The organism is Nocardia crassostreae (assembly GCF_001613405.1).
Lineage (GTDB): Bacteria > Actinomycetota > Actinomycetes > Mycobacteriales > Mycobacteriaceae > Nocardia > Nocardia crassostreae.
Window position 1 is genome coordinate 143300 of record NZ_BDCH01000029.1, and the last position, 21033, is coordinate 164332.

Annotated in this window: 23 protein-coding genes; 17 read left to right on the forward strand and 6 right to left on the reverse strand. The window is 68.0% G+C overall.

Annotation, left to right across the window (positions count from 1 at the left end; genetic code table 11):
* Positions 1–5 precede the first annotated feature (5 nt).
* Positions 6–1112: an iron-siderophore ABC transporter substrate-binding protein gene (locus NC4_RS28985; protein ID WP_084529871.1), complete on the reverse strand. Its 1107-nt coding sequence runs from the start codon at positions 1110–1112 to the stop codon at positions 6–8.
* A gap of 187 nt (positions 1113–1299) precedes the next feature.
* On the opposite strand from NC4_RS28985, the gene ctaD reads away from it, so the two are divergent.
* The 13 genes from ctaD (at position 1300) to NC4_RS29045 (ending at position 12060) form a co-directional block, all read left to right on the forward strand.
* The gene (ctaD, locus tag NC4_RS28990; RefSeq protein ID WP_084529872.1) at positions 1300–3036 is read left to right on the forward strand and encodes an aa3-type cytochrome oxidase subunit I; all 1737 of its coding nucleotides are present in this window, start codon (positions 1300–1302) and stop codon (positions 3034–3036) included.
* A gap of 178 nt (positions 3037–3214) precedes the next feature.
* Positions 3215–4444 (forward strand): phosphoserine phosphatase SerB, encoded by a 1230-nt coding sequence (gene serB, locus NC4_RS28995; RefSeq protein ID WP_067544492.1) that lies wholly within the window; start codon positions 3215–3217, stop codon positions 4442–4444.
* Positions 4445–4540: 96 nt separating this feature from the next.
* A complete protein-coding gene (locus tag NC4_RS29000) occupies positions 4541–4981 on the forward strand; it encodes a protease inhibitor I42 family protein (protein ID WP_067544495.1) in 441 nt (146 codons plus the stop codon).
* Between the two features lie 73 nt (positions 4982–5054).
* Positions 5055–5804: an aminoacyl-tRNA hydrolase gene (locus NC4_RS29005; RefSeq protein ID WP_067544497.1), complete on the forward strand. Its 750-nt coding sequence runs from the start codon at positions 5055–5057 to the stop codon at positions 5802–5804.
* A 218-nt stretch (positions 5805–6022) separates the two neighbouring features.
* Positions 6023–6214, forward strand: coding sequence for a hypothetical protein (locus NC4_RS29010; RefSeq protein ID WP_067544498.1), 192 nt, complete (start codon positions 6023–6025; stop codon positions 6212–6214).
* A gap of 53 nt (positions 6215–6267) precedes the next feature.
* On the forward strand, positions 6268–7101 hold the full coding sequence (locus tag NC4_RS29015; RefSeq protein ID WP_067544500.1) for an ABC transporter ATP-binding protein: 834 nt from the start codon (positions 6268–6270) through the stop codon (positions 7099–7101).
* A gap of 211 nt (positions 7102–7312) precedes the next feature.
* Positions 7313–7624, forward strand: a complete 312-nt coding sequence (locus tag NC4_RS29020) for a hypothetical protein (RefSeq protein ID WP_157555281.1) — start codon at positions 7313–7315, stop codon at positions 7622–7624.
* On the forward strand, positions 7621–7743 hold the full coding sequence (locus tag NC4_RS44155; protein WP_281186467.1) for a hypothetical protein: 123 nt from the start codon (positions 7621–7623) through the stop codon (positions 7741–7743). The genes NC4_RS29020 and NC4_RS44155 overlap by 4 nt, the downstream gene beginning before the upstream one ends.
* 30 nt (positions 7744–7773) lie before the next feature.
* Positions 7774–7956, forward strand: a complete 183-nt coding sequence (locus NC4_RS29025; protein ID WP_067544503.1) for a hypothetical protein — start codon at positions 7774–7776, stop codon at positions 7954–7956.
* A 58-nt stretch (positions 7957–8014) separates the two neighbouring features.
* Positions 8015–8866 (forward strand): NUDIX hydrolase, encoded by an 852-nt coding sequence (locus NC4_RS29030; RefSeq protein WP_067544505.1) that lies wholly within the window; start codon positions 8015–8017, stop codon positions 8864–8866.
* Positions 8867–8876: 10 nt separating this feature from the next.
* Entirely contained in the window at positions 8877–9644 is a 768-nt protein-coding gene (locus NC4_RS29035) for an enoyl-CoA hydratase-related protein (protein ID WP_067544805.1), read from the forward strand.
* Between the two features lie 48 nt (positions 9645–9692).
* Positions 9693–10670 carry a class I SAM-dependent methyltransferase gene (locus NC4_RS29040; RefSeq protein WP_067544507.1) on the forward strand — a complete coding sequence of 326 codons (978 nt, stop codon included), beginning with the start codon at positions 9693–9695 and terminating at the stop codon, positions 10668–10670.
* Positions 10671–10680: 10 nt separating this feature from the next.
* Positions 10681–12060, forward strand: a complete 1380-nt coding sequence (locus tag NC4_RS29045) for a THUMP-like domain-containing protein (RefSeq protein WP_067544509.1) — start codon at positions 10681–10683, stop codon at positions 12058–12060.
* A gap of 5 nt (positions 12061–12065) precedes the next feature.
* Here the strand turns inward: NC4_RS29045 and NC4_RS29050 are convergent, their stop codons facing one another.
* On the reverse strand, positions 12066–12536 hold the full coding sequence (locus NC4_RS29050; protein ID WP_245721994.1) for a MarR family winged helix-turn-helix transcriptional regulator: 471 nt from the start codon (positions 12534–12536) through the stop codon (positions 12066–12068).
* 70 nt (positions 12537–12606) lie between these two features.
* Here NC4_RS29050 and NC4_RS29055 point away from each other — a divergent pair, with 70 nt between their 5' ends.
* A complete protein-coding gene (locus NC4_RS29055) occupies positions 12607–13050 on the forward strand; it encodes a MarR family winged helix-turn-helix transcriptional regulator (RefSeq protein WP_067544513.1) in 444 nt (147 codons plus the stop codon).
* Positions 13051–13089: 39 nt separating this feature from the next.
* Here the strand turns inward: NC4_RS29055 and NC4_RS29060 are convergent, their stop codons facing one another.
* Complete coding sequence (locus NC4_RS29060; RefSeq protein WP_067544515.1) at positions 13090–14094, reverse strand: SMP-30/gluconolactonase/LRE family protein; 1005 nt, start codon at positions 14092–14094, stop codon at positions 13090–13092.
* A 128-nt stretch (positions 14095–14222) separates the two neighbouring features.
* Between NC4_RS29060 and NC4_RS29065 the strand changes: the two genes are divergently transcribed.
* A complete protein-coding gene (locus NC4_RS29065; RefSeq protein ID WP_067544517.1) occupies positions 14223–14657 on the forward strand; it encodes a MarR family winged helix-turn-helix transcriptional regulator in 435 nt (144 codons plus the stop codon).
* A 55-nt stretch (positions 14658–14712) separates the two neighbouring features.
* Here the strand turns inward: NC4_RS29065 and NC4_RS29070 are convergent, their stop codons facing one another.
* The 3 genes from NC4_RS29070 to NC4_RS29080 all read right to left on the reverse strand — a co-directional run bounded on the left by NC4_RS29070 (position 14713) and on the right by NC4_RS29080 (position 18235).
* A complete protein-coding gene (locus NC4_RS29070) occupies positions 14713–16044 on the reverse strand; it encodes an outer membrane protein assembly factor BamB family protein (RefSeq protein ID WP_245721995.1) in 1332 nt (443 codons plus the stop codon).
* A 98-nt stretch (positions 16045–16142) separates the two neighbouring features.
* Positions 16143–16805 carry a response regulator gene (locus NC4_RS29075; protein WP_067544519.1) on the reverse strand — a complete coding sequence of 221 codons (663 nt, stop codon included), beginning with the start codon at positions 16803–16805 and terminating at the stop codon, positions 16143–16145.
* A complete protein-coding gene (locus NC4_RS29080; RefSeq protein WP_067544520.1) occupies positions 16805–18235 on the reverse strand; it encodes a sensor histidine kinase in 1431 nt (476 codons plus the stop codon). Before NC4_RS29080 ends, NC4_RS29075 begins: the two co-directional genes overlap by 1 nt.
* A 436-nt stretch (positions 18236–18671) precedes the next feature.
* On the opposite strand from NC4_RS29080, the gene NC4_RS29085 reads away from it, so the two are divergent.
* Both NC4_RS29085 and NC4_RS29090 read left to right on the forward strand, forming a co-directional pair.
* Complete coding sequence (locus NC4_RS29085) at positions 18672–20192, forward strand: multicopper oxidase family protein (protein WP_067544522.1); 1521 nt, start codon at positions 18672–18674, stop codon at positions 20190–20192.
* A gap of 77 nt (positions 20193–20269) precedes the next feature.
* Entirely contained in the window at positions 20270–21016 is a 747-nt protein-coding gene (locus tag NC4_RS29090; RefSeq protein ID WP_067544524.1) for an acyltransferase, read from the forward strand.
* The last annotated feature ends 17 nt before the right edge of the window (positions 21017–21033 follow it).

The following is a 21033-nucleotide window of genomic DNA, read 5'->3' on the forward strand; positions in this document are numbered from 1 at the left end:
TTCGCTCAGTCCGTGACATATCCGTTGAGCGTCTTGCGGATATCGTCGAGCAGCGCCCGAGCGGCGATGACCCCGGAACCGTGCCAGATGTCGTCCTCGACCGCGAACACTCGCTTGTCGCCGGAGACGCTGAGCTCTTTCCAGTCATCGCCGTTCATGGTCGATTTGCCGAGCTCCAGGCCCTCCGGCCCGTCGAACATGACATAGGCGATATCGCCCTCGAGCTTGTCGCGGGTCTCCTGGGCGCTCAGGTCGGCGCCCACATCGTAGGAGACGACCCGCTGCCGGGCCGGGCGCTGCACCCCGGCATCGCCGAGCACCTGCCCGGCGAAGCTGTCGGCGCCCTGCACCTGGATATCGTTAGACTCGAACCGCAGCACCGACGCCTGGGTCAGATTCGCGCCCACCGCATTACCGGTGTCCGTGGCCGCGGTCCGATGGTCGTCGAGGACCTGCTCCGCCGCCGTCTTGCGCCCCAGCGCCTCCGCGAAGGAGGCGAATTCCGCCTGCCAGCCGTAGTCGTCGCCGACCAGCACGGTCGGGGCGATCTCGCGCAGCGCCTCGTACTGCGCCCCGTCCGCCGCCGAGCCGATGATCACATCCGGTTTCAGCGCAGCGACTTTCGCCGGATCGGGCTGCCCGACCATGCCGATACCGGGAATCTCGGAGATCCCATACCCCAGATACGACGGTTGCGCCGTCGGCCCGGACATCGTGGCCGCGCCGACCACGCGCTCCCACAGGCCGAGCGCGCAGGTGGCGTCGAGGGCCGCGGTGGACAGCACCACGACCCGTTTCGGATCGGCGGGCACCTCGGCGGTCCCGGCCGCATTCGCAATGGTGCGCGTGCCCGAGGTCGAATCGGGCGAACTCGGCAGCGCGCACGCCTTGGCGGTATCGCGCTCGATGCCCACCACGCCCGCCCCGGCGATATTGGTGGTGGTGCGCACAATCGAGCTCATGGCGTTATCATCGGATCCCGAACATCCGGCGAGTAGGCCCGGTAGCGCCGCCGCCGCGGTCAGAACCACCCCCCAGGTGCGCAAACGTCGCGCAGGGGTGGACGTGGAGGCGAACGTCTTTCGGGTGGAAGCGGACTCGCGCACCGGCATGGCTGGCAGCGTACTCACCACTGCGCCCGGCACCCAATTACGACACAGAGTAGGACCACCTCGCGACCGGTGCGGCAGCACGGTTTACGATTCCTGACAGCGCATGCCGCCCGTCGTTCGTCGTTGCACGAATCCGGACGCCGGTAGCACCCGCGACGAACGACAAAGGTACCTGTCAGGAGGTTCAGTGACTGCCGTAGAGCCACGCCCAGTCCGTGAAGTGGAAGCGGCTCGGCCATATCCGCAACGGACGGGTCCCAAGGGATCGTTCATCTACAAGATGGTCACGACCACGGACCCGAAGGTCCTCGGCGTCATGTACCTCGTGACGGCCATGTCCTTCTTCCTCGTCGGCGGCCTGATGGCGCTGCTGATGCGCGCGGAGCTGGCTCGCCCGGGTATGCAGTTCCTCTCGCCCGAGCAGTTCAACCAGCTGTTCACCATGCACGGCACGATCATGCTGCTGTTCTACGCGACCGCGATCGTGTTCGGCTTCGCCAACATCATCCTGCCGCTGCAGATCGGCGCGCCCGATGTGGCGTTCCCGCGTCTGAACGCGTTCAGCTACTGGCTGTACCTGTTCGGCGGCTCCATGGCGACCGCCGGATTCATCACCCCCGGCGGCGCGGCCGACTTCGGCTGGACCGCCTACACCCCGCTGTCGGACATCGTGCACTCGCCCGGCGTGGGCGCCGACCTGTGGATCCTGGGCCTGGCCGTGTCCGGTCTGGGCACCATCCTCGGTGGCGTCAACATGATCACCACCGTGGTCTGCCTGCGCTGCCCGGGTATGACGCTGTTCCGCATGCCGATCTTCACCTGGAACATCCTGGTGACCTCGGTGCTCGTGCTGCTGGCCTTCCCACTGCTGACCGCCGCGCTGATGGCGCTGGCCTACGACCGTCACCTGGGTGGTCACATCTACGACCCGGCATCCGGTGGCGTGCTGCTCTATCAGCACTTGTTCTGGTTCTTCGGGCACCCCGAGGTGTACATCATCGCGCTGCCGTTCTTCGGCATCGTCTCCGAGATCTACCCGGTGTTCAGCCGTAAGCCGATCTTCGGTTACACCACGCTGGTCTACGCGACCCTGGGTATCGCGGCGCTGTCGATCGCGGTGTGGGCGCACCACATGTACGCCACCGGCGCGGTGCTGCTGCCGTTCTTCTCGTTCATGACCTTCCTCATCGCGGTTCCGACCGGTGTGAAGTTCTTCAACTGGATCGGCACCATGTGGCGCGGCCAGCTGACCTTCGAGACCCCGATGCTGTTCTCCATCGGCTTCCTCGTGACCTTCCTCTTCGGTGGTCTGTCGGGTGTCGTGCTGGCCTCCCCGCCGATCGACTTCCACGTGTCGGACACCTACTTCGTGGTCGCGCACTTCCACTACGTGCTCTTCGGCACCATCGTGTTCGCCACCTTCGCGGGCATCTACTTCTGGTTCCCCAAGATGACCGGCCGCATGATGGACGAGCGCATGGGCAAGTGGCACTTCTGGGCCACCTTCGTGGGCTTCCACACCACGTTCCTGGTGCAGCACTGGCTGGGTAACGAGGGCATGCCGCGCCGATACGCCGACTACCTGGACAGCGACGGCTTCACCGGCCTGAACACGGTCTCCACCATCGGCGCCTTCATCCTGGGCGCGTCGATGCTGCCGTTCATCTGGAACGTCTTCAAGTCCTACCGCTACGGCGAGGTCGTGACCGTGGACGATCCGTGGGGTTACGGCAACTCCCTGGAGTGGGCGACCTCCTGCCCGCCGCCGCGGCACAACTTCTACGAGCTGCCGCGCATCCGCTCCGAGCGCCCCGCGTTCGAGCTGCACTACCCGCACATGGTCGAGCGCATGCGCGCCGAGGCCCATGTGGGCTGGGGCTCCAAGTCCCACACCGTGCACGAGCTGGAGAAGATCGAGAAGTAATTCCCTCAGCAACGCAACGCGGCGTCCGTCGAGAGACGGGCGCCGCGTTTGTCTTATCCGACCGGGCGGCGTGAGACCCGCCACCTGGTTAACGGGCGACGCGGGTCGCTCGACTAACACCTGACAGAATGAGTCGGCCGCTGAACGCACGCGGCCAGCCGCGAGAACGGAGTTTCGATTGAGCACGTCTGACACGACGGTTCTGGTCACGGTCACCGGACCCGACAAGCCGGGCGTGACATCGGTACTGCTCGCGGCGCTGTCCCACAATGGCGTCAGCCTGCTCGATGTGGAACAGGTCGTCATCCGCGGCCGCCTCACCCTGGGCGTGCTGGTCTCCTGTCACACCGATCCCGAGGATCTGCAGGATCAGCTCGAGGACGCCATGGCCAGCATCGGCATGAATGTCGATGTGGAGATCGGCCCCAATTCGGTGACGGGCGCGAAGCTTTCCACCCATGCCGTGGTGGTGCTGGGCAGCCCGGTCACCGCGCGCGCCTTCAGCGCCATCTCGCGCAAGCTCGCCGAGCAAGGCGTGAACATCGATTCCATCCGCGGCATCGCCGACTACCCGGTGACCGGTCTGGAACTCGGCGTCACCGTGCCCTCGGCCGATGCCGACACCGAGACCAAGCTCCGCACCACGCTGTCCGTCGTGGCCGCCAAGGAGAGCGTCGATATCGCCGTCGAGCGCGCCGGGCTGGCGCGGCGGGCCAAGCGGCTCATCGTATTCGATGTGGACTCCACCCTCATCCAGGGCGAGGTCATCGAAATGCTGGCCGCCCACGCCGGTGTCGAAGACGAGGTCCGCAAGGTCACCGAGGCCGCCATGCGCGGTGAACTCGATTTCGCCGAATCGCTGCGGCAGCGGGTGGCGACCCTGGCCGGGCTGGACGCCTCCGTCATCGACGAGGTCGCCGATCGCACCGAGCTGACCCCCGGCGCGCGCACCACCATTCGCACGCTGCGCCGCCTCGGCTTCCGCTGCGGTGTGGTGTCCGGCGGCTTCCGCCAGGTCATCGAACCGCTCGCGCACGAACTGGAATTGGACTTCGTCCAGGCCAATACCCTCGAGATCGTCAACGGCAAGCTCACCGGCAAGGTCGTCGGCGAGATCGTGGACCGCGAGGCCAAGGCCGTCATGCTGCGCCGCTTCGCCGCCGAGACCGGGGTGCCCATGGAGCAGACCGTGGCGGTCGGCGACGGCGCGAACGATATCGACATGCTCAATGCCGCCGGACTGGGTATCGCCTTCAATGCCAAGCCCGCGCTGCGCGAGGTCGCCGACGCGGCGCTCTCGCATCCGTACCTGGACGCCATCCTGTTCATCCTGGGCGTGACACGCGACGAGGTCGAGGCCGCGGACGCGCTGGACGGCGGCGTGCGCCGGGTCCCGCTGGGCCGCTGACGACTCGTCCGATTCGCCTGCGGTATCCGCGGCGCTCGCGTCGGTAGCGTGAGCCGGAGTCAATCCGGCCACGACGATGGGAGATGGTCCGTGCGGGTGCGTACATCACTGGCGGTGCTGCTGCTCGGCCTGGCACTGACCGGATGCGGGGACAACGAGAATCCGAACACCGTGCAGGCCACCACCACCTCGCCCGGCGCGGCCGAGACCATCGATGTGGACGAGGACGAGAACGGCCAGGCCCGCACGCTGGTGGTCGGCCAGGCGATCAAGGTGGAGTTGAAGGCCAATCCCAGCACTGGATCCTCGTGGCAACTGGGGGAATTGGACCAGAACATCGTCAAGCAGAACGGCGAGCAGGTCTTCGAACAGGACACCAGCGACGGCGGCCCCAAGCCCGGTCAGGGCGGCGAGACCACATGGTGGTTCATCGGCATCAACCCGGGCACGACCAAACTCGTGCTGAACTACGGCCGCCCCTGGGAGAAGGACGCGCCGCCCGTGCAGACCTACACGCTGAACCTCACCGTCCAGTAGCCCGGGGCGAGTGTGCTCCGGTGCACACCGACGGCCCGATTAAGCTGGCTGGCAGCCGTTCTCGTGAGGAGTGATGCCATTGTCCAGCGTGGGGTCGATCGTCGACACGGGCTTCGCGGCCAGGCACGCCGAGCTGGCGCGCGGATACGGCGGCGGGGGAGACCCGGAGGATCCGGCGCTGGTACAGGCCATGCAGATGGTGCTGCACATCCCGAAGAACGATCCGCCCAAGCGCAGCGCGTTGCTGGCGGCGGCCGCCACGGCGGTGGTGGCGCTGTGCCTCGACGAGCGGGTCGGCCCGGACGGCGCATGGGAGGAGCGCTATCTGGGCTGGAAGCGCTCCCGCATTCGCAAGGTGGCGCGGCGGGCGCGCGGCGCGCAGTGGCTGGCGGCTCAGGACGTGGATGGCGTGACGGTCGAATTCGACGGCGCGCAGGCGCGGGCCTTCGTGCCCGGCCCGGTCGGAGAAATCGATCCGCGCATCAAACGCCTGCAGATCGGCGGCACCGAACTACCCTCCGATGAACTCGCGGAGATCGACGCCACGTATCCGGTGCTATGGGTGAACGCGGATCTGGGTATGACGGTAGGTAAGGCCGCCGCGCAGGTCGGGCATGCGAGTATGCTGCTGGCCGGCGCCATGCCGGTGCAGCGGGCGTATGCCTGGGCGGCGCGCGGTTTCCGATGCACCGTCGCCGAGGCGGATCCGGAGCAGTGGCGGCAGCTGCTGCGCCGGGAGGCCGACCGTACCGCGGTGGCGGTGCGCGATGCCGGGTTCACCGAAGTGGCCCCCGGGTCGACGACCGTGATCGCGGTGCCCTGAGGGTTTCGGATCGGCGGGTTTGCGCTCGCCACGGCCCGGGTATCGGTTCGGGTACTGACCGTGGTGGCTGGGGCATTCGCGCGGATTGCGAAAATCGCCGTGTCCCAGCTGCGAACCGGATGGTCGTTGTGCTGGCATATTTGTGCACGCCCGCTCGACTTCCCCGGATCAGAGGGCAATGATCGGTGCACGAGTTTCCTGAAAGGAAACCAACGGAAATGACGACACTGCTGGTGATTCTCATCGTATGGGCGTTGCTCTCGGTTCCGGCCGCACTGCTGTTCGCACGCATGTTCCGGTCGACGAAGGTAGACCGCCGCGCTCGTGGTGAGCGCGAAGAACTATCCGCGCCCGTGGAATTCGGCGGCCCGGCCGACGAATCCACCTCGGGACCCTTCCGGAGGCGATGACACGTACCGATATTTCGCACCACGTTGACGATCGTCCAGGGCGGTGGGCAAAGATGGACCCCGTGCCACAACCGGATCCTGATCTGCTCATCGATTTCAACGATATCACCGTCCGACGCTCGGGCCATACGCTCGTAGGACATGTCACCTGGCAGGTGGAGCTCGACGAACGCTGGGTTGTGCTCGGCCCCAACGGCGCCGGGAAGACATCGCTGCTGCGGATGGCGGCGGCCGAGATGTACCCGACCTCGGGCAGCGCCAACCTGCTGGGTGAGACTCTCGGCCGTGTCGACGTGAACGAGCTACGCCCGCGCATCGGCCTGTCCTCCGCCGCCGTCGCCAGTCGCGTACCGCGCGACGAGAAGGTCGGTGATCTGGTGGTGTCCGCGGGTTACGCGGTCATGGGCCGCTGGCGGGAACGCTATGACGAGGTCGATACCGACCGGGCCGTGGACATCCTGGAAAGCCTGGGCGCGGAACACCTTTCCGATCGCGCCTACGGGACGCTGTCGGAGGGCGAGCGCAAGCGGGTGCTCATTGCGCGGGCGCTCATGACCGATCCGGAACTGCTGCTGCTCGACGAGCCCGCCGCCGGACTGGATCTGGGCGGGCGCGAGGAACTGGTGGAGCGCCTCGGCGATCTGGCCGCCGATCCGGACGCGCCCGCGACCGTGCTGGTCACCCATCACGTCGAGGAGATCCCGCCGGGCTTCACCCACGGCATGCTGCTCAACGAGGGCGCGGTGGTGGCGCAGGGTCTGCTCGAGGAGGTGCTGACCGCCGAGAATCTGAGCGAGGCCTTCCGCCAGTCGATCACGCTCGATCGCATCGACGGCCGCTACTTCGCGCGCCGCAGCCAGCGGTTCGGGCGGCATCGGACCCGCTGAATCCCCGTCCGGGTATCCCGGCGCGCTGCCATTGCGTCACCGGCTCGTAGCGGGCAAACTGTCCGCAGCATATCCCATATCGCTGTGAGCTGGGATATCGAGCCAATCGCCGTTGTGTAGCCAATAATTGGCGAATGCTCGGCGCGGGGCGGTGGCACGGGTTGGGTGCACCGCGGACGGAGGGAGCGGAGTGGGCCGGACCATTGCTGTGGTGACACTCGTGGCGAGCGCGTGCGCCGCGGCCGGGTGCGTGGCCGATCCACCGGCGCCGCAAACGGTTTCGTCGATCCATTCCGCCGAGGGGCTGGGTCCCGCCGCCGTGCCGTCGGATCTGCACGGCAAGACCGTGCAATTGCGCTACGACAGCGGTTCGGGCGGCACCGTGACCTTCGCGGGCGACGGTCGCACGCTGACCTACGTCGCCGCCGACAGTGGGCGCAAGACCGTCGCGCCGGTGACCATCGAACATCTGGAAACCGGTGTCTTCCTGGTGACCTGGGCCGAGGCGGGCAGCGGGATGTGACGAGCCAGGTGCAGGACTATCGCACCGGCATGCTCACCGGCACCTGGTCGCACCGGCCGGATGCGACCAACCCCTTCACCATCGAGGCGCGCACCGGCTCGGTCCACCTGACGAACTGATCATGCGTTGTCCGGGTACTGTGGACTTCCGTGATCACCGAGATTCTGGCAGTCCTCGCCCTCGCGGCGGTGGTGCTCGCAATCGGTGTGCTGGTGTGGTTCGTGCTGCGCATGCTGCGCCTGGGCTCGGTCGAAATCGAGTTGGCGCCGCGCGAGGACGCACGGACCTCGACTCCCGAGGACGGCGAACAGGATTCGCGACGCGAGCCGTGAACCACGCGGACCGGAACGGGTTCTATCGCGACTCCGTGGCAAACGTTAGGGTGCGGGTGTGAGTGAGACAGTTGCCCAGCCCGGCTCTCAGGCCGCCGCCAGGCCCATCAAGGACGCGTCCACGGTGGTGCTGGTGCGTGACGGCGCGCGGGGGCCCGAGGTGTTCCTGCAGCGTCGCGTGAACGCGATGGCCTTCGCGGCCGGGATGACGGTATTCCCCGGCGGTGGCGTCGACCCCTCCGACGCCGCGGCCGAACTGGAGTGGGCCGGTCCCGAACCGGCCTGGTGGGGTGAGCGTTTCGGCGCCGATGCCCCGCGCGCCCAAGCCCTGGTCTGCGCCGCCGTCCGGGAGACCTTCGAGGAGTGCGGCGTACTGCTCGCCGGTCCGACCGCGGACTCCGTGGTCTCCGACACCGCCGTCTACGCCGAGGCGCGCGGGCAGCTGGAGCGCCGCGAACTGTCCTTCGCGGAATTCCTCACCCGCGAGAACCTGGTCCTGCGCGCCGATCTGCTGCGCCCCTGGGATCACTGGATCACCCCCGTCGTCGAGCCCCGCCGCTACGACACCCGCTTCTTCGTCGCCGTGCTCCCCGCGGGCCAGCACGCCGACGACGCCACCTCCGAAGCCGAAGTCGTCACCTGGTGCACCCCGGCCGAAGCCATCACCCGCTGGAAGGACGGCCTCGACGTCCTCCTCCCGCCCACCTGGACCCAACTGGTCGGCCTCGCCGACTTCGCCTCCACCGCGGAGATTCTCGCCGCCACCCGCAGCATCGACCCGATCATGCCGGTCTACGACCCCACCGCGGGCAAGGCCGCCCTCGCCTTCCCCCACGCCGACCGCTACTTCGCCGACCTCCCCGACACCACCCGCCTGCGCGGCTCCAAGCGGCCGGAGCAGGCCCAGTAGGGTGTCGGCTGTGGCCGAGTTTGTGACCGTGGACCGTGGTGTGGCGGAGGGCGTTGCCGTGCTGCGCATCGCGCGCCCGCCGATGAATCTGATAGATCTGCAGGTGGCGCTGGAGGTTTCCGCCGCCGCCGCGGAGATCGCGGCGGATACCGGGGTTTCGGCGGTCATCGTCTACGGGGACGAGCGGGTGTTCTCGGCGGGGGACGAGATGGCCGAGCTGGCGGCGTTCACGCCCGAGCAGGCCGAGGCGGTCGTGGCCGATTTCCAGTCGGCGTTGAGCTGCCTGGCGCGGCTGCCGCAGCCGACCGTGGCGGCCATCAGTGGTTATGCGCTGGGCGCGGGGCTGGAGCTGGCGCTCGCCGCGGATCGCCGCATCATCGGTGACAACGTGAAGCTCGGGCTGCCGCAGATCAAGGCCGGGCTGATTCCGCTCGCCGGGATTCGGCGGTTGAGTCTGCTGGTCGGGCCGTCCAAGGCCAAGGATCTGGTCTACAGCGGGCGGTTCGTGGATCCGGAGGAAGCGGAGAAGATCGGCCTGGTCGACGAGGTGGTCGCACCGGACGATGTGTTCGCCGCCGCGCTGCGCTGGGCCGGGCAGTTCACGGGTGCTCCGCGGCTGGCATTGGCCGCCGCCAAGCGGGTGTTCGAGGCCGGTACGCACGGGCACGATCGGGCGCGCAAGGAGTGGGCCGGACTGTTCGGGACCGAAGATCAGCAGGTTGGAACACGTTCCTATTTGGCGGCCGGGCCGGGTTCTGCGCAATTCACGCGCGGATAACCGGGCCGATAAGCAGGCTCACCGGGGCGTTCATTAGGCTGCCCTGTTATGACCGCTCGTCCTGAAGACCCAGCGCCGAACCCGCACGCCACCGAGGCGGAGGTCCAGGCCGCGTATTCCGACAACAAGCTCGCGCAGGTGCTCTACCACGACTGGGAGGCCGAGACCTACGACGAGAAGTGGTCCATCTCCTATGACGAGCGCTGCATCGAGTACGCGCGCGGCCGTTTCGACGCCGTGGTCCCCGACGCGCAGCTGCCCTACGAGCGGGCCCTCGAACTCGGTTGCGGCACCGGCTTCTTCCTGCTGAACCTCATGCAGGGCGGTGTGGCCAAGGCCGGTTCGGTCACCGACCTGTCCCCGGGCATGGTCAAGGTCGCCACCCGCAATGGCCAGAACCTGGGTCTCGAGGTGGACGGCCGCGTCGCCGACGCCGAGACGATTCCGTACGAGGACGACACCTTCGATCTGGTCGTCGGTCACGCGGTGCTGCACCACATCCCGGATGTGGAACTGGCGCTGAAGGAATGCCTGCGCGTGCTCAAGCCCGGCGGCCGTTTCGTCTTCGCGGGCGAGCCGACCACCATCGGCAATCTCTATGCCCGCAAGCTCGGCCAGATCACCTGGAAGGTCACCACCAATGTGACCAAGCTGCCGTTCCTGAGCGATTGGCGGCGTCCGCAGGCCGAACTGGACGAGTCCTCCCGCGCCGCCGCGCTCGAGGCCGTCGTCGACCTGCACACCTTCGATCCCTCCGATCTGGAGCGCATGGCCCGCAGCGCGGGCGCGGTCGACGTGCTGGCCAAGACCGAGGAATTCGCCGCCGCCCTGTGGGGCTGGCCGGTCCGCACCTTCGAGGCCGCCGTGCCGGAGTCCAAGCTCACCTGGCGCTACCGCACGGCCCAGTACAAGGCCTGGCTGGGTCTGTCCAAGCTGGACGAGAAGGTGCTGCGCCACGTGGTCCCGCGCCAGTTCTTCTACAACGTCATGATCACCGGCGTGAAGCCCGGCGCCTCCGCCAAGTAAACGAAATCCCTTGGGCTACGCCTTCACTCGCGACGACGTCGCCTACCTCGGCAGCGCGGCCGGTGCCGCCGCGCTGACCGAGGCGAATCACCTCGACCTCACCCCCAAGTCGCTGCTGCGCGACCTCGAACAGCTGCGCCGCGCCCACGGCGACCGCGCCGCCGTCCTGGCCGAAACCCTCCGCCTCCGCCGCCGCCGCGCCGCCGCCAAACTCGACGCCGCGACCGACTGGCTCTTCACCGACGACGCCCTGCAACAGGCAACCCCCACCGCGGTGGCCCGCCACCGCGCCGAACGCCTGACCGGTCGCGCCGTCCACGACGTCACCTGCTCCATCGGCGCGGAACTGGCCGAGCTGGCTCGCGTCTGCCCCGCCGTCATAGGCAGCGACCTGGACTCGGTGCGCCTCGCCATGGCAGCCCATAATCTCGGTGCGGCACTGGGGAATCCGCGCTCCGACACCCACACGACAGGCGTCGCTGCCACCGGCGAGCGCTCTGATCCAGGGGCACTTTCCGATGCTGGGGCCGGTACGCACGGGCTTGCGGCGACCGGCCGTAACTCCGGCGCGGGAGGGCCTTCCGGCGCTGTCGCCGACTCACGGATCCTCGGCGCCCTCGGGTCTGCCGCTCGAGCGGCGGGTTCGGCGGCGCGAAATGTGTTGCTGGTCAAGGCTGATGCGCTGGCGCCGTGCAGCAGCGCCGAGGTGATCATCGCCGATCCGGCGCGGCGTGCGGACGGGCGGCGGACGCATGATCCGGCGAAGCTGCAGCCGCCGCTGCCGGATCTGCTCACTGCCTATGCGGGACGGGATCTGGTCGTGAAGTGCGCTCCCGGAATGGATTTCGACAAGCTCGGGTGGGCGGGGGAGGTGGAGGTGACCTCGCTGGGCGGCGCGGTGCGCGAAGCTTGTCTGTGGTCGCCCGGCTTGGCGGAGGCCGGTGTGACGCGTCGCGCCACGGTGCTCTCGTCGACCGGGAAGTCGTGGAACATCACTGATGCCGAGCCCGACGACATTCCCGAGCGCGAGCCGGGGGAGTGGATCATCGATCCGGACGGGGCGGTTGTGCGGGCGGGCCTGGTTCGCCACTACGGCGCGAAACACGGTCTGTGGCAACTGGATCCCCGTATCGCCTATCTCACCGGCGACAGCGTGCCGGAGGGGGTGCGCGGGTTCCGGATTCTCGAGCGCATGGACTTCCGGGAGAAGCCGTTGCGCGCGGAACTGCATCGCCGGGATTGTGGTCCGCTCGAAATCCTCACGCGCGGTGTCGATATCGACCCGGATGCGTTGCGTGCGAGGCTCAAACCGCGTGGCACACAACCGCATACGCTTGTCGTCACGTGTATCGGCCGTACGGCCACGGTTTTCATCTGTGCCACGCCGTAGTGGCGTCAGTCCTCGGGGGTGACGGTCGTCGCTTGGAAGTCGGCGACGAATCGCGTGAGCAGCCGGGCGAATTCGGCGCGTTCGGCGTCCTCCCAGTCTGCGGTTGCGCGGGCGAAGACGGCTTGGCGCGCGGTGTGCGCGCGTTCCAGCGCCGCTTGCGCCTTGCGGGTCAGGTGTAGCAGCACGCGGCGCGCATCGGCCTGATCGGCGCGGCGTTCCAACAGTCCGTCCGTCACCGCGCGCGCGACGAGGCGGCTGGCGCGCGGCTGATCGACCCCGAGCGTGGTCGCGATATCGGTGACGGTCGCCTCTCCGTCGCGCGCCTCGACGACATCGAGCATGCCGAACAGCGTGGGGTCCATGGCGGGTCCGTCACCGAGGGCGCCGAGCCTGCTGAGGCTGCGCCGGGTCTGGCTGCGCCGGATCGCCACCATCGCCCGCTCGATGGCAGCAGTCGCGGGATCTCTCTCCGTCACCCTTGTCATTCTACAACTACTTGCTAAACTACAATTACATGTAATTGAACATATACCTGAGAGGAAGATCATGATCACCGCACAAGCACCCGGAAAGCCGCTCGGCTACTACCTCCGCCATATCGACCAGATGCTGGAGCAGAACTTCGCCGCCCTGCTGGCGGCCCACGGCTTGGTCCGTCGCTCGTGGCAGATCGTGAACACGATCTCCGCCGCACCCGCAACCCTGACCGACCTCGATCGCGCCCACGCGCATTTCCTCGATGCGGCCGAACCCACCGTCGCCCCGCACGTCGCCGATCTCGTCGACCGCGGATGGCTGGCCGTCGACGCGGACGGCAATCACACCCTGACCATTGCGGGGGAGACCGGATGCCGTTCCGTCGCCGAACTCATCGACGCCGAACGCGCCGCCGTCATCGACGGCCTCGGCCCCGACGGTTACGCCACCCTGATCGGCATGATGCAGCGGATCGCGGACAATGTCGACGCCATCGCCCGCGCCCGCGGCTAGCTCATGGCAATACTTCCGTCACGAGCGCGACCGCCTCGATCAGATGCCGTCGACCGCGACGACCCGGAACGGATTGCTCGGCGTGCCCGCGCCCATGGGGCCGCCGCGGTCGAATTGCGAGACCACCACGAGGACCCGATCACCGCTGTGCGCCATGGTGGTCGGGATGCGCAGGGCCTCATCGGTAATGCGGTGTTGGAGCTCGGCGGCCGTACCGTCGGCGGTGAGGCGCCACCGACTCACGGCATTGTCCTTGTTGTGCACGGCCCAGAGGGTGTCGCCGTGCAATTCGAGGCCGTCGCCATTGATTAGGTTGCCGCCTTGCAGGTTGACTTTGGTGATCACCGGCTGGGATTGCAGGGCTATCCGATAGAGGTCGCCGGAGGCCATGTCGACGGTGAGCAGGTAGCGACCGGCCTCGTCGGCGACGATGCCGTTGAGGAGGTAGCTCCCGGGCGCGCTGGCTCCGACGGCGGTACTCAGATCCGCGTAGACGGGCAGGGTTCCACGCCCGCCGTTCGCCACGGCGGCCGCGAGCTGTTCCGGGCCGACGCGGTAGATCATCGGGCGGACGCTGTCGGTGATGTAGACGCTGCCGTCCGGTGTCACGGCCAGATCATTGATGAACGGCTGATCGGCGGCCGCCGTGTCGAAGCGGGCCAGCAGAGCGCGAGTTCCGGTGTCGTACACCGCTACTCCGGTCGTGTGGTCGGTGACCCAGAGTCGTCCGGCGCTGTCGACGCGCAGGCCGTTGGCCGTCATCCGGCCATCCGTGCCGGAGGGGAGGAAGACCTCGGCCCTGCCGCTGCCCGCTGTGGCGCGGTAGACCGCGCCGGTGGTCCAGGAGCCGACGTAGACATCCCCGGTGCGTGAATCCACCGCGATCCCTTCGGGATACGCGCGTTCCTCGGGCAGTTCGAAGGCGGTGCTGACGCGCGCGGCCGGATCGCTCGGCGCGGCGGGTTCCGCGCTGTTCGAGCAGGCCGCCAGCGTCAGCAGCAGGGCGGCGGGCATGGCGCTGCGGAGTCGGGGCAGACGAGACATGGGTGTGCCTTCCGGGGCAGATCAGTAGAGGTAACACCTAAGTGCGAATTCGAACATAGATTAGATTTCTAATGATAGTCAATATTCGAACACCAGGAAGAGTCGAATACCATGCCTGAGTGACGTCGATGCCAACCGCCGAACGCCTGGGCGCCTACCTCAAGCGCGCCGAACAGGCCCTGCAAGCGGCCAAACTCGCCGCGGTCAAACCCGCGGGCGTGACGGTCCCGCAGTACGCCGCGCTCCTGGTGCTGAGCGAGAACCCGGGCATCTCCGCCGCCGAGCTGGCCCGTCAATGCTGCGTAACCCCACCCACCATGAACACGGTCCTGGCCAACCTCCGCGACCGCGGCCTCATCGAACGCACCCCCCACGCCTGGCACCGCAACGTCCTCGAGACCCGCCTCACCGACGCCGGAGCTGCGGTCCTGCGCGACGCCGACTCCCGAGCCGTCCCCGTGGAGCGCGCCCTCGCCGCCGAATTCACCGCCAAGGAACGAAAAGCCCTGATGGACATGCTCGAACGCGCCGTAGCCGTGTTGGACTCCACCCGCCCCGAATAGCGTCCCGGGCTCTGGGATTTCAGGGGCGTCAGCCCCTGAGAGTCCCGAGAGTTGGTTACTTCTCCGGCTTGTAGACGAAGATCTCGCCGATGCGCGTGGTCACCACGACCTCGCCCTTCGCCCCGATCGAGGTGCCGACGGTGGTGCCTTCCGCGCCGGGCATGTCGTCGGAGTCGACGGTCGCACCCGTCTTGGTGTCGAAGGTGACCAGGGTGAGGTGCTCGCCGATCGGCGCGACCGTGTACCCGGTACCGCCCGCGGTCTGCACGGGCTTACCGCGTAGCGCCAGATCCTTGCGCTCCCAGGCGATCTGGGCGCTGTCCCCATTGTCCCGGATGGCCAGCAGATGCCCGTCGTCTCCGGCGGGCACGAGCAGCCCGTCCGCGGCCGAGATCGCGCCCCGCGCCGGGAATCCCAGATCGTGCACCCACTTGGTGTGCCCGTCGGAGGTGTCGACGGCCATCAGCCGATTGCTGTTGTCGCCCACGTACACCGTGGATCCGTCCGCCGACAGCGACGGGCTGGTCGCGCTGCCGCCGTTCAGCATCTCCGCGCTCCACTCCACGCGGACTTCCTTGCCGTCGTAGCCGAGCGCCATCAGATCGGCCGTGCCCGCCCCCGGCCGCCACACGGTGGCGTAGAACCGCCCCGTCTTCTGATCCACCGCGGACACATTCGCGACCGGGCACTGCGGCCCGCCGGTCGCGCAGTCCTCGATGCCCTGCCCGTCCGGCGGCCGGTTCAGGCCTGGGTTCTCCAGGAAGTCCGGCTCGCCGAGCAGCTGGAAGGTGGGCACCTGCCGGTCTCCGGTCTGCCGACTGAGCACGTCCACCTGCCCGGACTGGGTCACCGACAGCACATTTCCGTCACCGGTGAACTGCACCGAGATCGGCACCCCGGCAACGGGCGTGCGCCAGCGCGGCTGGCCGAGCAGGTTGAACGAGTACACCCCGCCGTCGTCGCCGAGATACACATTGGTGCTGCCGTCCACGGCCGCGCCACCGTCGACGGCGCTGGGGCCCATGGCGTTGCAGAACCGCTTGCGCCCGGTCTGCATGAGGAAGGAGAACACCTGGCACGAGGGCGTGCGCGTGGTGACGAACATCTGCCCCTCCGGCCCGACCGTCACCGGCGCGGCCACGGGTCCGCCGACCGGCCGCTGCCAACTCAGTGAGAGATTGCGCGATCCGGTCACCGGAGTGGATCCGCTGTTGCGCGCATCGTGGAAGGCGAGCGGCCAGCCCGCGCCATTGCCGACCTTGATGTCGTCGACCGTGGTGCTGCCGCACGCGGTGAGCGTCAGCAATCCGGCGGCCGCAGCTGCCAGGGTGCGGCCGATCCGCGGTCGGTGCTGGTCACGTCCGGTGTGCCGCCTGCCGCTTCGCACCTGCTGGTGTCCCTTCTGCCAGTACGTTTCTCTGGTGTCCTTCCGGGGGCTGATGCAGCCGCAGCACAGCCTACTTTCGCCTCGCGGGAGGGGGACGGTTACCCCTTCCGGAGATCGGCGGAGTCCCCGAAACGATGGATGCGATAGCCGTACACCGCGAGCCGCACACGGTTGTCGCATCCGGTCTTGTCCATGAGGTTGGCGATATGGGTTTTCACGGTGGTCACACCCAGGTGCAGCCGATCCGCGATCTCCTGATTCCCGAACCCCTCACCCACCAGACTCAGCACCTCGCGCTCCCGCACCGTCAGATCCACCTGCGGGGCAGGCGATTCCGGCGGCGCCGCCACCACCCGATCCACCAGCCGCCGCAACAGCGGCGGCGAGAACAGTATCTCCCCCTCGGCCGTGCGCCGGATGGCGGTCAGCAATTCGCCCGGTTCGGTGTCCTTGACCAGATACCCGGTCGCCCCCGCCGCCAATGCCGGAAAGAGATGGTCGTCATCGTCGAACGTGGTGAGCACCAGGATCTTCGCACTCGACCCACCCCGCACCAGCCGCTCGGTCGCCGCGACCCCGTCGAGCCCGGGCATGCGCAAATCCATGAGAATCAGATCGGGCCCCAGCTCGGCGGCCAGCCGAATCGCCTCCACCCCATTGGCCGCCTCCCCGACCACCCGCAAATCCTCGGTCGATTCGATGAGCATCCGCAGCCCCGCCCGCACCAACCGTTGATCGTCGACCAGCAGCACGGTAATCATCAGCGCTCACTCCTAGTGGACCGCTGCCCACCGAGTGCAGGCGCCTCCGGTGCTGGGCCGACATGCGGTCGTGCATCGATTTCCGGCGCCGCTTCGCGATCCGGGGCGGCGCCGAGATCGAGTGTGCCGTTGACATCGCGCGGGCTATCGGCCTCGGGTGCGGGGTCGAGGTCGGCCGCACCGTTGAGCTCGGCTGCGGAGTCGAAATCCGCTGCGGGGTCGGGCTCCGGCGTGCCCGCGATGTCCGGTGTGGCCGATGCTGGCAGCCAGGCGTCGATCACCCAGCTCGCGCCGTCGCCCCCGACCGTGAGTCGTCCGCCCGCCAGTTCCGCCCGCTCCCGCATGCCGATAATGCCGTGACCGGCAGTGGGATTCGAGCCGCTCGCGGCGGTGGGATTCGAGTCGCTCCTCGTCCCGCCGCTGCGCACGCCGACCGCGATCCCGCCCTCGGCGTCGCGCACGGTGAGGACGACGGGTGCGGCGGGGTCGGCGTGCTTCATGACATTGGTGAGCGATTCCTGGATCAACCGCAACAGGGTGAGCCGTCCGATCGCGTCCAAACCCGCTATCCGCGAACGCGTATCGGCCTCGACGGTGAAACCGGCCGCGCGGACCCGGTCGATGGCCGCCTCCAGTTCCGTGCGCACCGCCGCCGCATCCATCAGCGCGACCTCCCCGAGTTCGGGATCACGTAGCGCGGCCAGCAGCCGCCGGATATCGGCGAGCGCGTCGGATGCGGTGTCGTGCACATCGTCGAGCACCGCGCGCACGCGTGGATCGGCTTCCGCCACCACGTGACGGGCCACACCGATGCGCAGCACGATCGAGGCCATGTGGTGTGCGACGAGATCGTGCAATTCGCGTGCCAGCGCGCCACGTTCGACCAAACGGGTGCGCTGTTCGGCCTCGGCGCGGCGGGTCTCGGCCTCGGCGGCGCGCAGTCGCAGCGAGTCCGCGAGGCGGGCCTGGCCGCGCAGATACAGGCCGAGCAGAACGGGCAGCGCGACATAGGTGCCGACCTCGAGCGCTATCGCGGCTTGGGTGACGCTCGTGGTGTGGCTGTTCCAGCGGCCGAGCAGGACCGCCACGCCCCAGCACACTGTCGCCAGGATCAGCGGCGGAGTGCGCTGGGTGCGCCGGACGACATCGACGAGTGCGAGCGCTCCGATCAGCGGCACCAGGCCGGACAGGCCCCAGGCCGGAATCCGGAACATCGGCACCGCGAGGGCGGACAGGGCCAGCGACAGCGGCAGCGGCCAGCGCCCGCCGACCGCGAACAGCAGGGCGGCGGTCATGGCCAGCAGCCAGTACATCCCCGGCACCCCGTATTCGCCCGGAAAAGTGCTCACCGCCAGCAGCAACGGAACCAGGACGAGCGGCAGGCAGCGCACGACCGGTTCCAGATTCCTCCGGGAGCGGGTCTCTGTCACGCCTCCACGGTAGGGGACTGGTCCGAAGTCGTTTGCGCAGGCAGGGGTAGGTGCGCGGTTCAGTGCAAGTGAGTCCCCGCCACAAGGTCCCGGAGGAAGAGTGAGGGGTCGCACTTCCGGTCGAAGTCGCGCGGAGGAGCGAGGCGTCGCGCCGCTGCACGATCCTCGGGAGGAGCGAGGGGTCGCGGTCCCGGTCGCGGTTGCGCGGGGGATCGCGCTCCGGCTCTCCGCCGACCCTGCACGGTCGAGGAACTCGGATCCTGCGGTGGCCGCAGGTAGGGGCGGATTTCTGATATCGGGCGAGTTAGCATTTTCCGCGCCCGTGCACAAGGTCCGGAGGGAGGAGCCGACGGGGGCCGGTCTCGGGCCGGTGGGACGAGTTCCGCGATCGCCCGGAAAACGAGGCTGGAGGTTCATCGAACGAAGGAGTGTTTTCGTGGTCTCCAGACGGGGCTTTCTCACCGGGCTCGCCGTGGCATCGTTGGCCGCCGCCTCCGGCTGCACGGCCGGGCGGTCCGGGTCACCCGCGCCCGGGACAGCCGGTTCCGCGACCAGGCCGCTGCCTGTTCCGCCGCTGGCCGCTTCGACCGTCGGCGCCGACGGCATTCGCCGGTTCACATTGAAGGCGCAGACCGGAACCACCGAGATGCTGCCCGGAAAGTCCACTCCCACCTGGGGATACAGCGGTTCGGTCCTCGGGCCGACGCTGCGGGCCCGCCGCGGTGAGACCGTCGCGTTCACCATTGGTAAATCGCTGCCCGAGCCGACCACCGTGCACTGGCACGGCATGCATGTGCCCGCCCGCCATGACGGCGGCCCGCATCAGACGATCGAACCGGGCGGCATCTGGGAGCCGTCGTGGACGGTGGACCAACCGGCCGCCACGCTCTGGTATCACCCGCATCCGCACGGGACGACCGAGAAGCACGTCTATCGCGGGTTGGCCGGATTCTTCCTCGTCGATGACGACGGCCCGGACTTGCCGAGCGACTATGGCGTGGACGATATTCCGCTGGTGATCCAGGACCGCCGGTTCACCTCGGACGGGCAGTTGGACGAATCCGATCCCACCGATATCGGCCTGCTCGGCGATGTCATCGTCACCAATGGTCTCGCCGGGGCGCATCTGGACGTACGGACCCAGCGGGTGCGGCTGCGCATTCTCAATGGCTCCTCGGGCCGCCTCTACAACCTCGCCCTCTCCGACGACCGCGAATTCCAGCTCATCGCCACCGACGGCGGGCTGCTCACCGCGCCGGTCGCCTTGCGCCGCATTCAGATCAGCCCCGGCGAACGGGTCGAGCTGGTGGTGGAATTGCGCGCCGGTGAGCCCGTCACCCTGCGATCACTGCCCATCGAACAGCGATACGGTATCGACGAGGCCGCCGCCTACGGCTTCGACGACACCTTCGACATCCTGCGGCTGCGACCCGCGCCGCGCCTCGCGGCCAATGCGACCGTCCCCGCCGCGCTCGCCGCCATCGCGCCGCTGGCCGCCGCGACCGCCCGGCCCGACCGCGCCTTCGAACTGAAGTGGTTCATGATCAACGGCCAGCGCATGGACATGAACCGCATCGACATGTCCATCCCCGTCGACACCACCGAGGTGTGGTCGGTCCGCAACAACGACAACTGGCCGCACAACTTCCACGTCCACGACGTCCAATTCCAGATCGTCGACATCGACGGCCGCACCCCGCCCCCGGCCTTGTCCGGTTGGAAGGACACCGTCTACACAGCCCCGGGCGTCACCTACAAACTCGCTATGCGCTTCTCCGGCCACAGCGACCCGACCTATCCGTACATGTATCACTGCCATCTCCTCCTGCACGAGGACGAAGGCATGATGGGCCAATTCCTGGTGCTCGCGCCCGGCCAGCAGCCAGCGCCCATGCACATGGATATGCCCGGCATGTCCATGCCGGGCATGAGCGCCGGACAGGGCGGGCACGGTTAGCCGCGACGTATATGGTGTGAAGCTGAAATGCCCGACCAGGGCGACAGTTGAGCCCAGAGGATTACAGGGAGCAGTTCGTGACGAGCATGTGGGGCGCGCCGTTGCGCTCGCGTTGGGCGGGATCGCGGCGCCGGGATCCGGAGCAGGCGCGTTTTCTGACCGTGGCATCGCTCAAATGGGTGCTCGCCAATCGCGCCTACACCCCCTGGTATCTGGTGCGCTACTACCGCCTCTGGAAGTTCAAGATGGCCAACCCGCACATCGTGTTGCGCGGCATGGTCTTCCTGGGTCGCAATGTCGAAATCCACGCCACGCCCGAATTGGCGCGCATGGAGATCGGCAAGTGGGTGCACATCGGTGACGGCAATGCGCTGCGCTGCCACGAGGGTTCGCTGCGCATCGGCGACAAGGTGGTGTTCGGCAAGGACAATGTCGTCAACACCTACATCGATATCGAGATCGGCGAGTCGACCCTGGTTGCCGACTGGTGCTACATCTGCGATTTCGACCATGTCACCGATGACATCACCCTGCCCATCAAGGATCAGGGCATCGTCAAGAGCCCCGTCCGCATCGGTCCGGACACCTGGATCGCCGCCAAGGTGACGGTGCTGCGCAGCACCCGCGTCGGCCGCGGCTGCGTGCTCGGCGCCCACGCCGTCGTCAAGGGCGACTATCCCGACTTCAGCATTGCCGTCGGCGCCCCCGCCCGCGTGGTCAAGAACCGCAAGGACGCCTGGGACGCGGCCGCCGACAAGCGCGCCGAATACCTTGCCGCCCTGGCCGATATCGAACGCAAGAAGAACGGCGTCACCGCCTCCTGAGCATTGTCCCCCGCGCT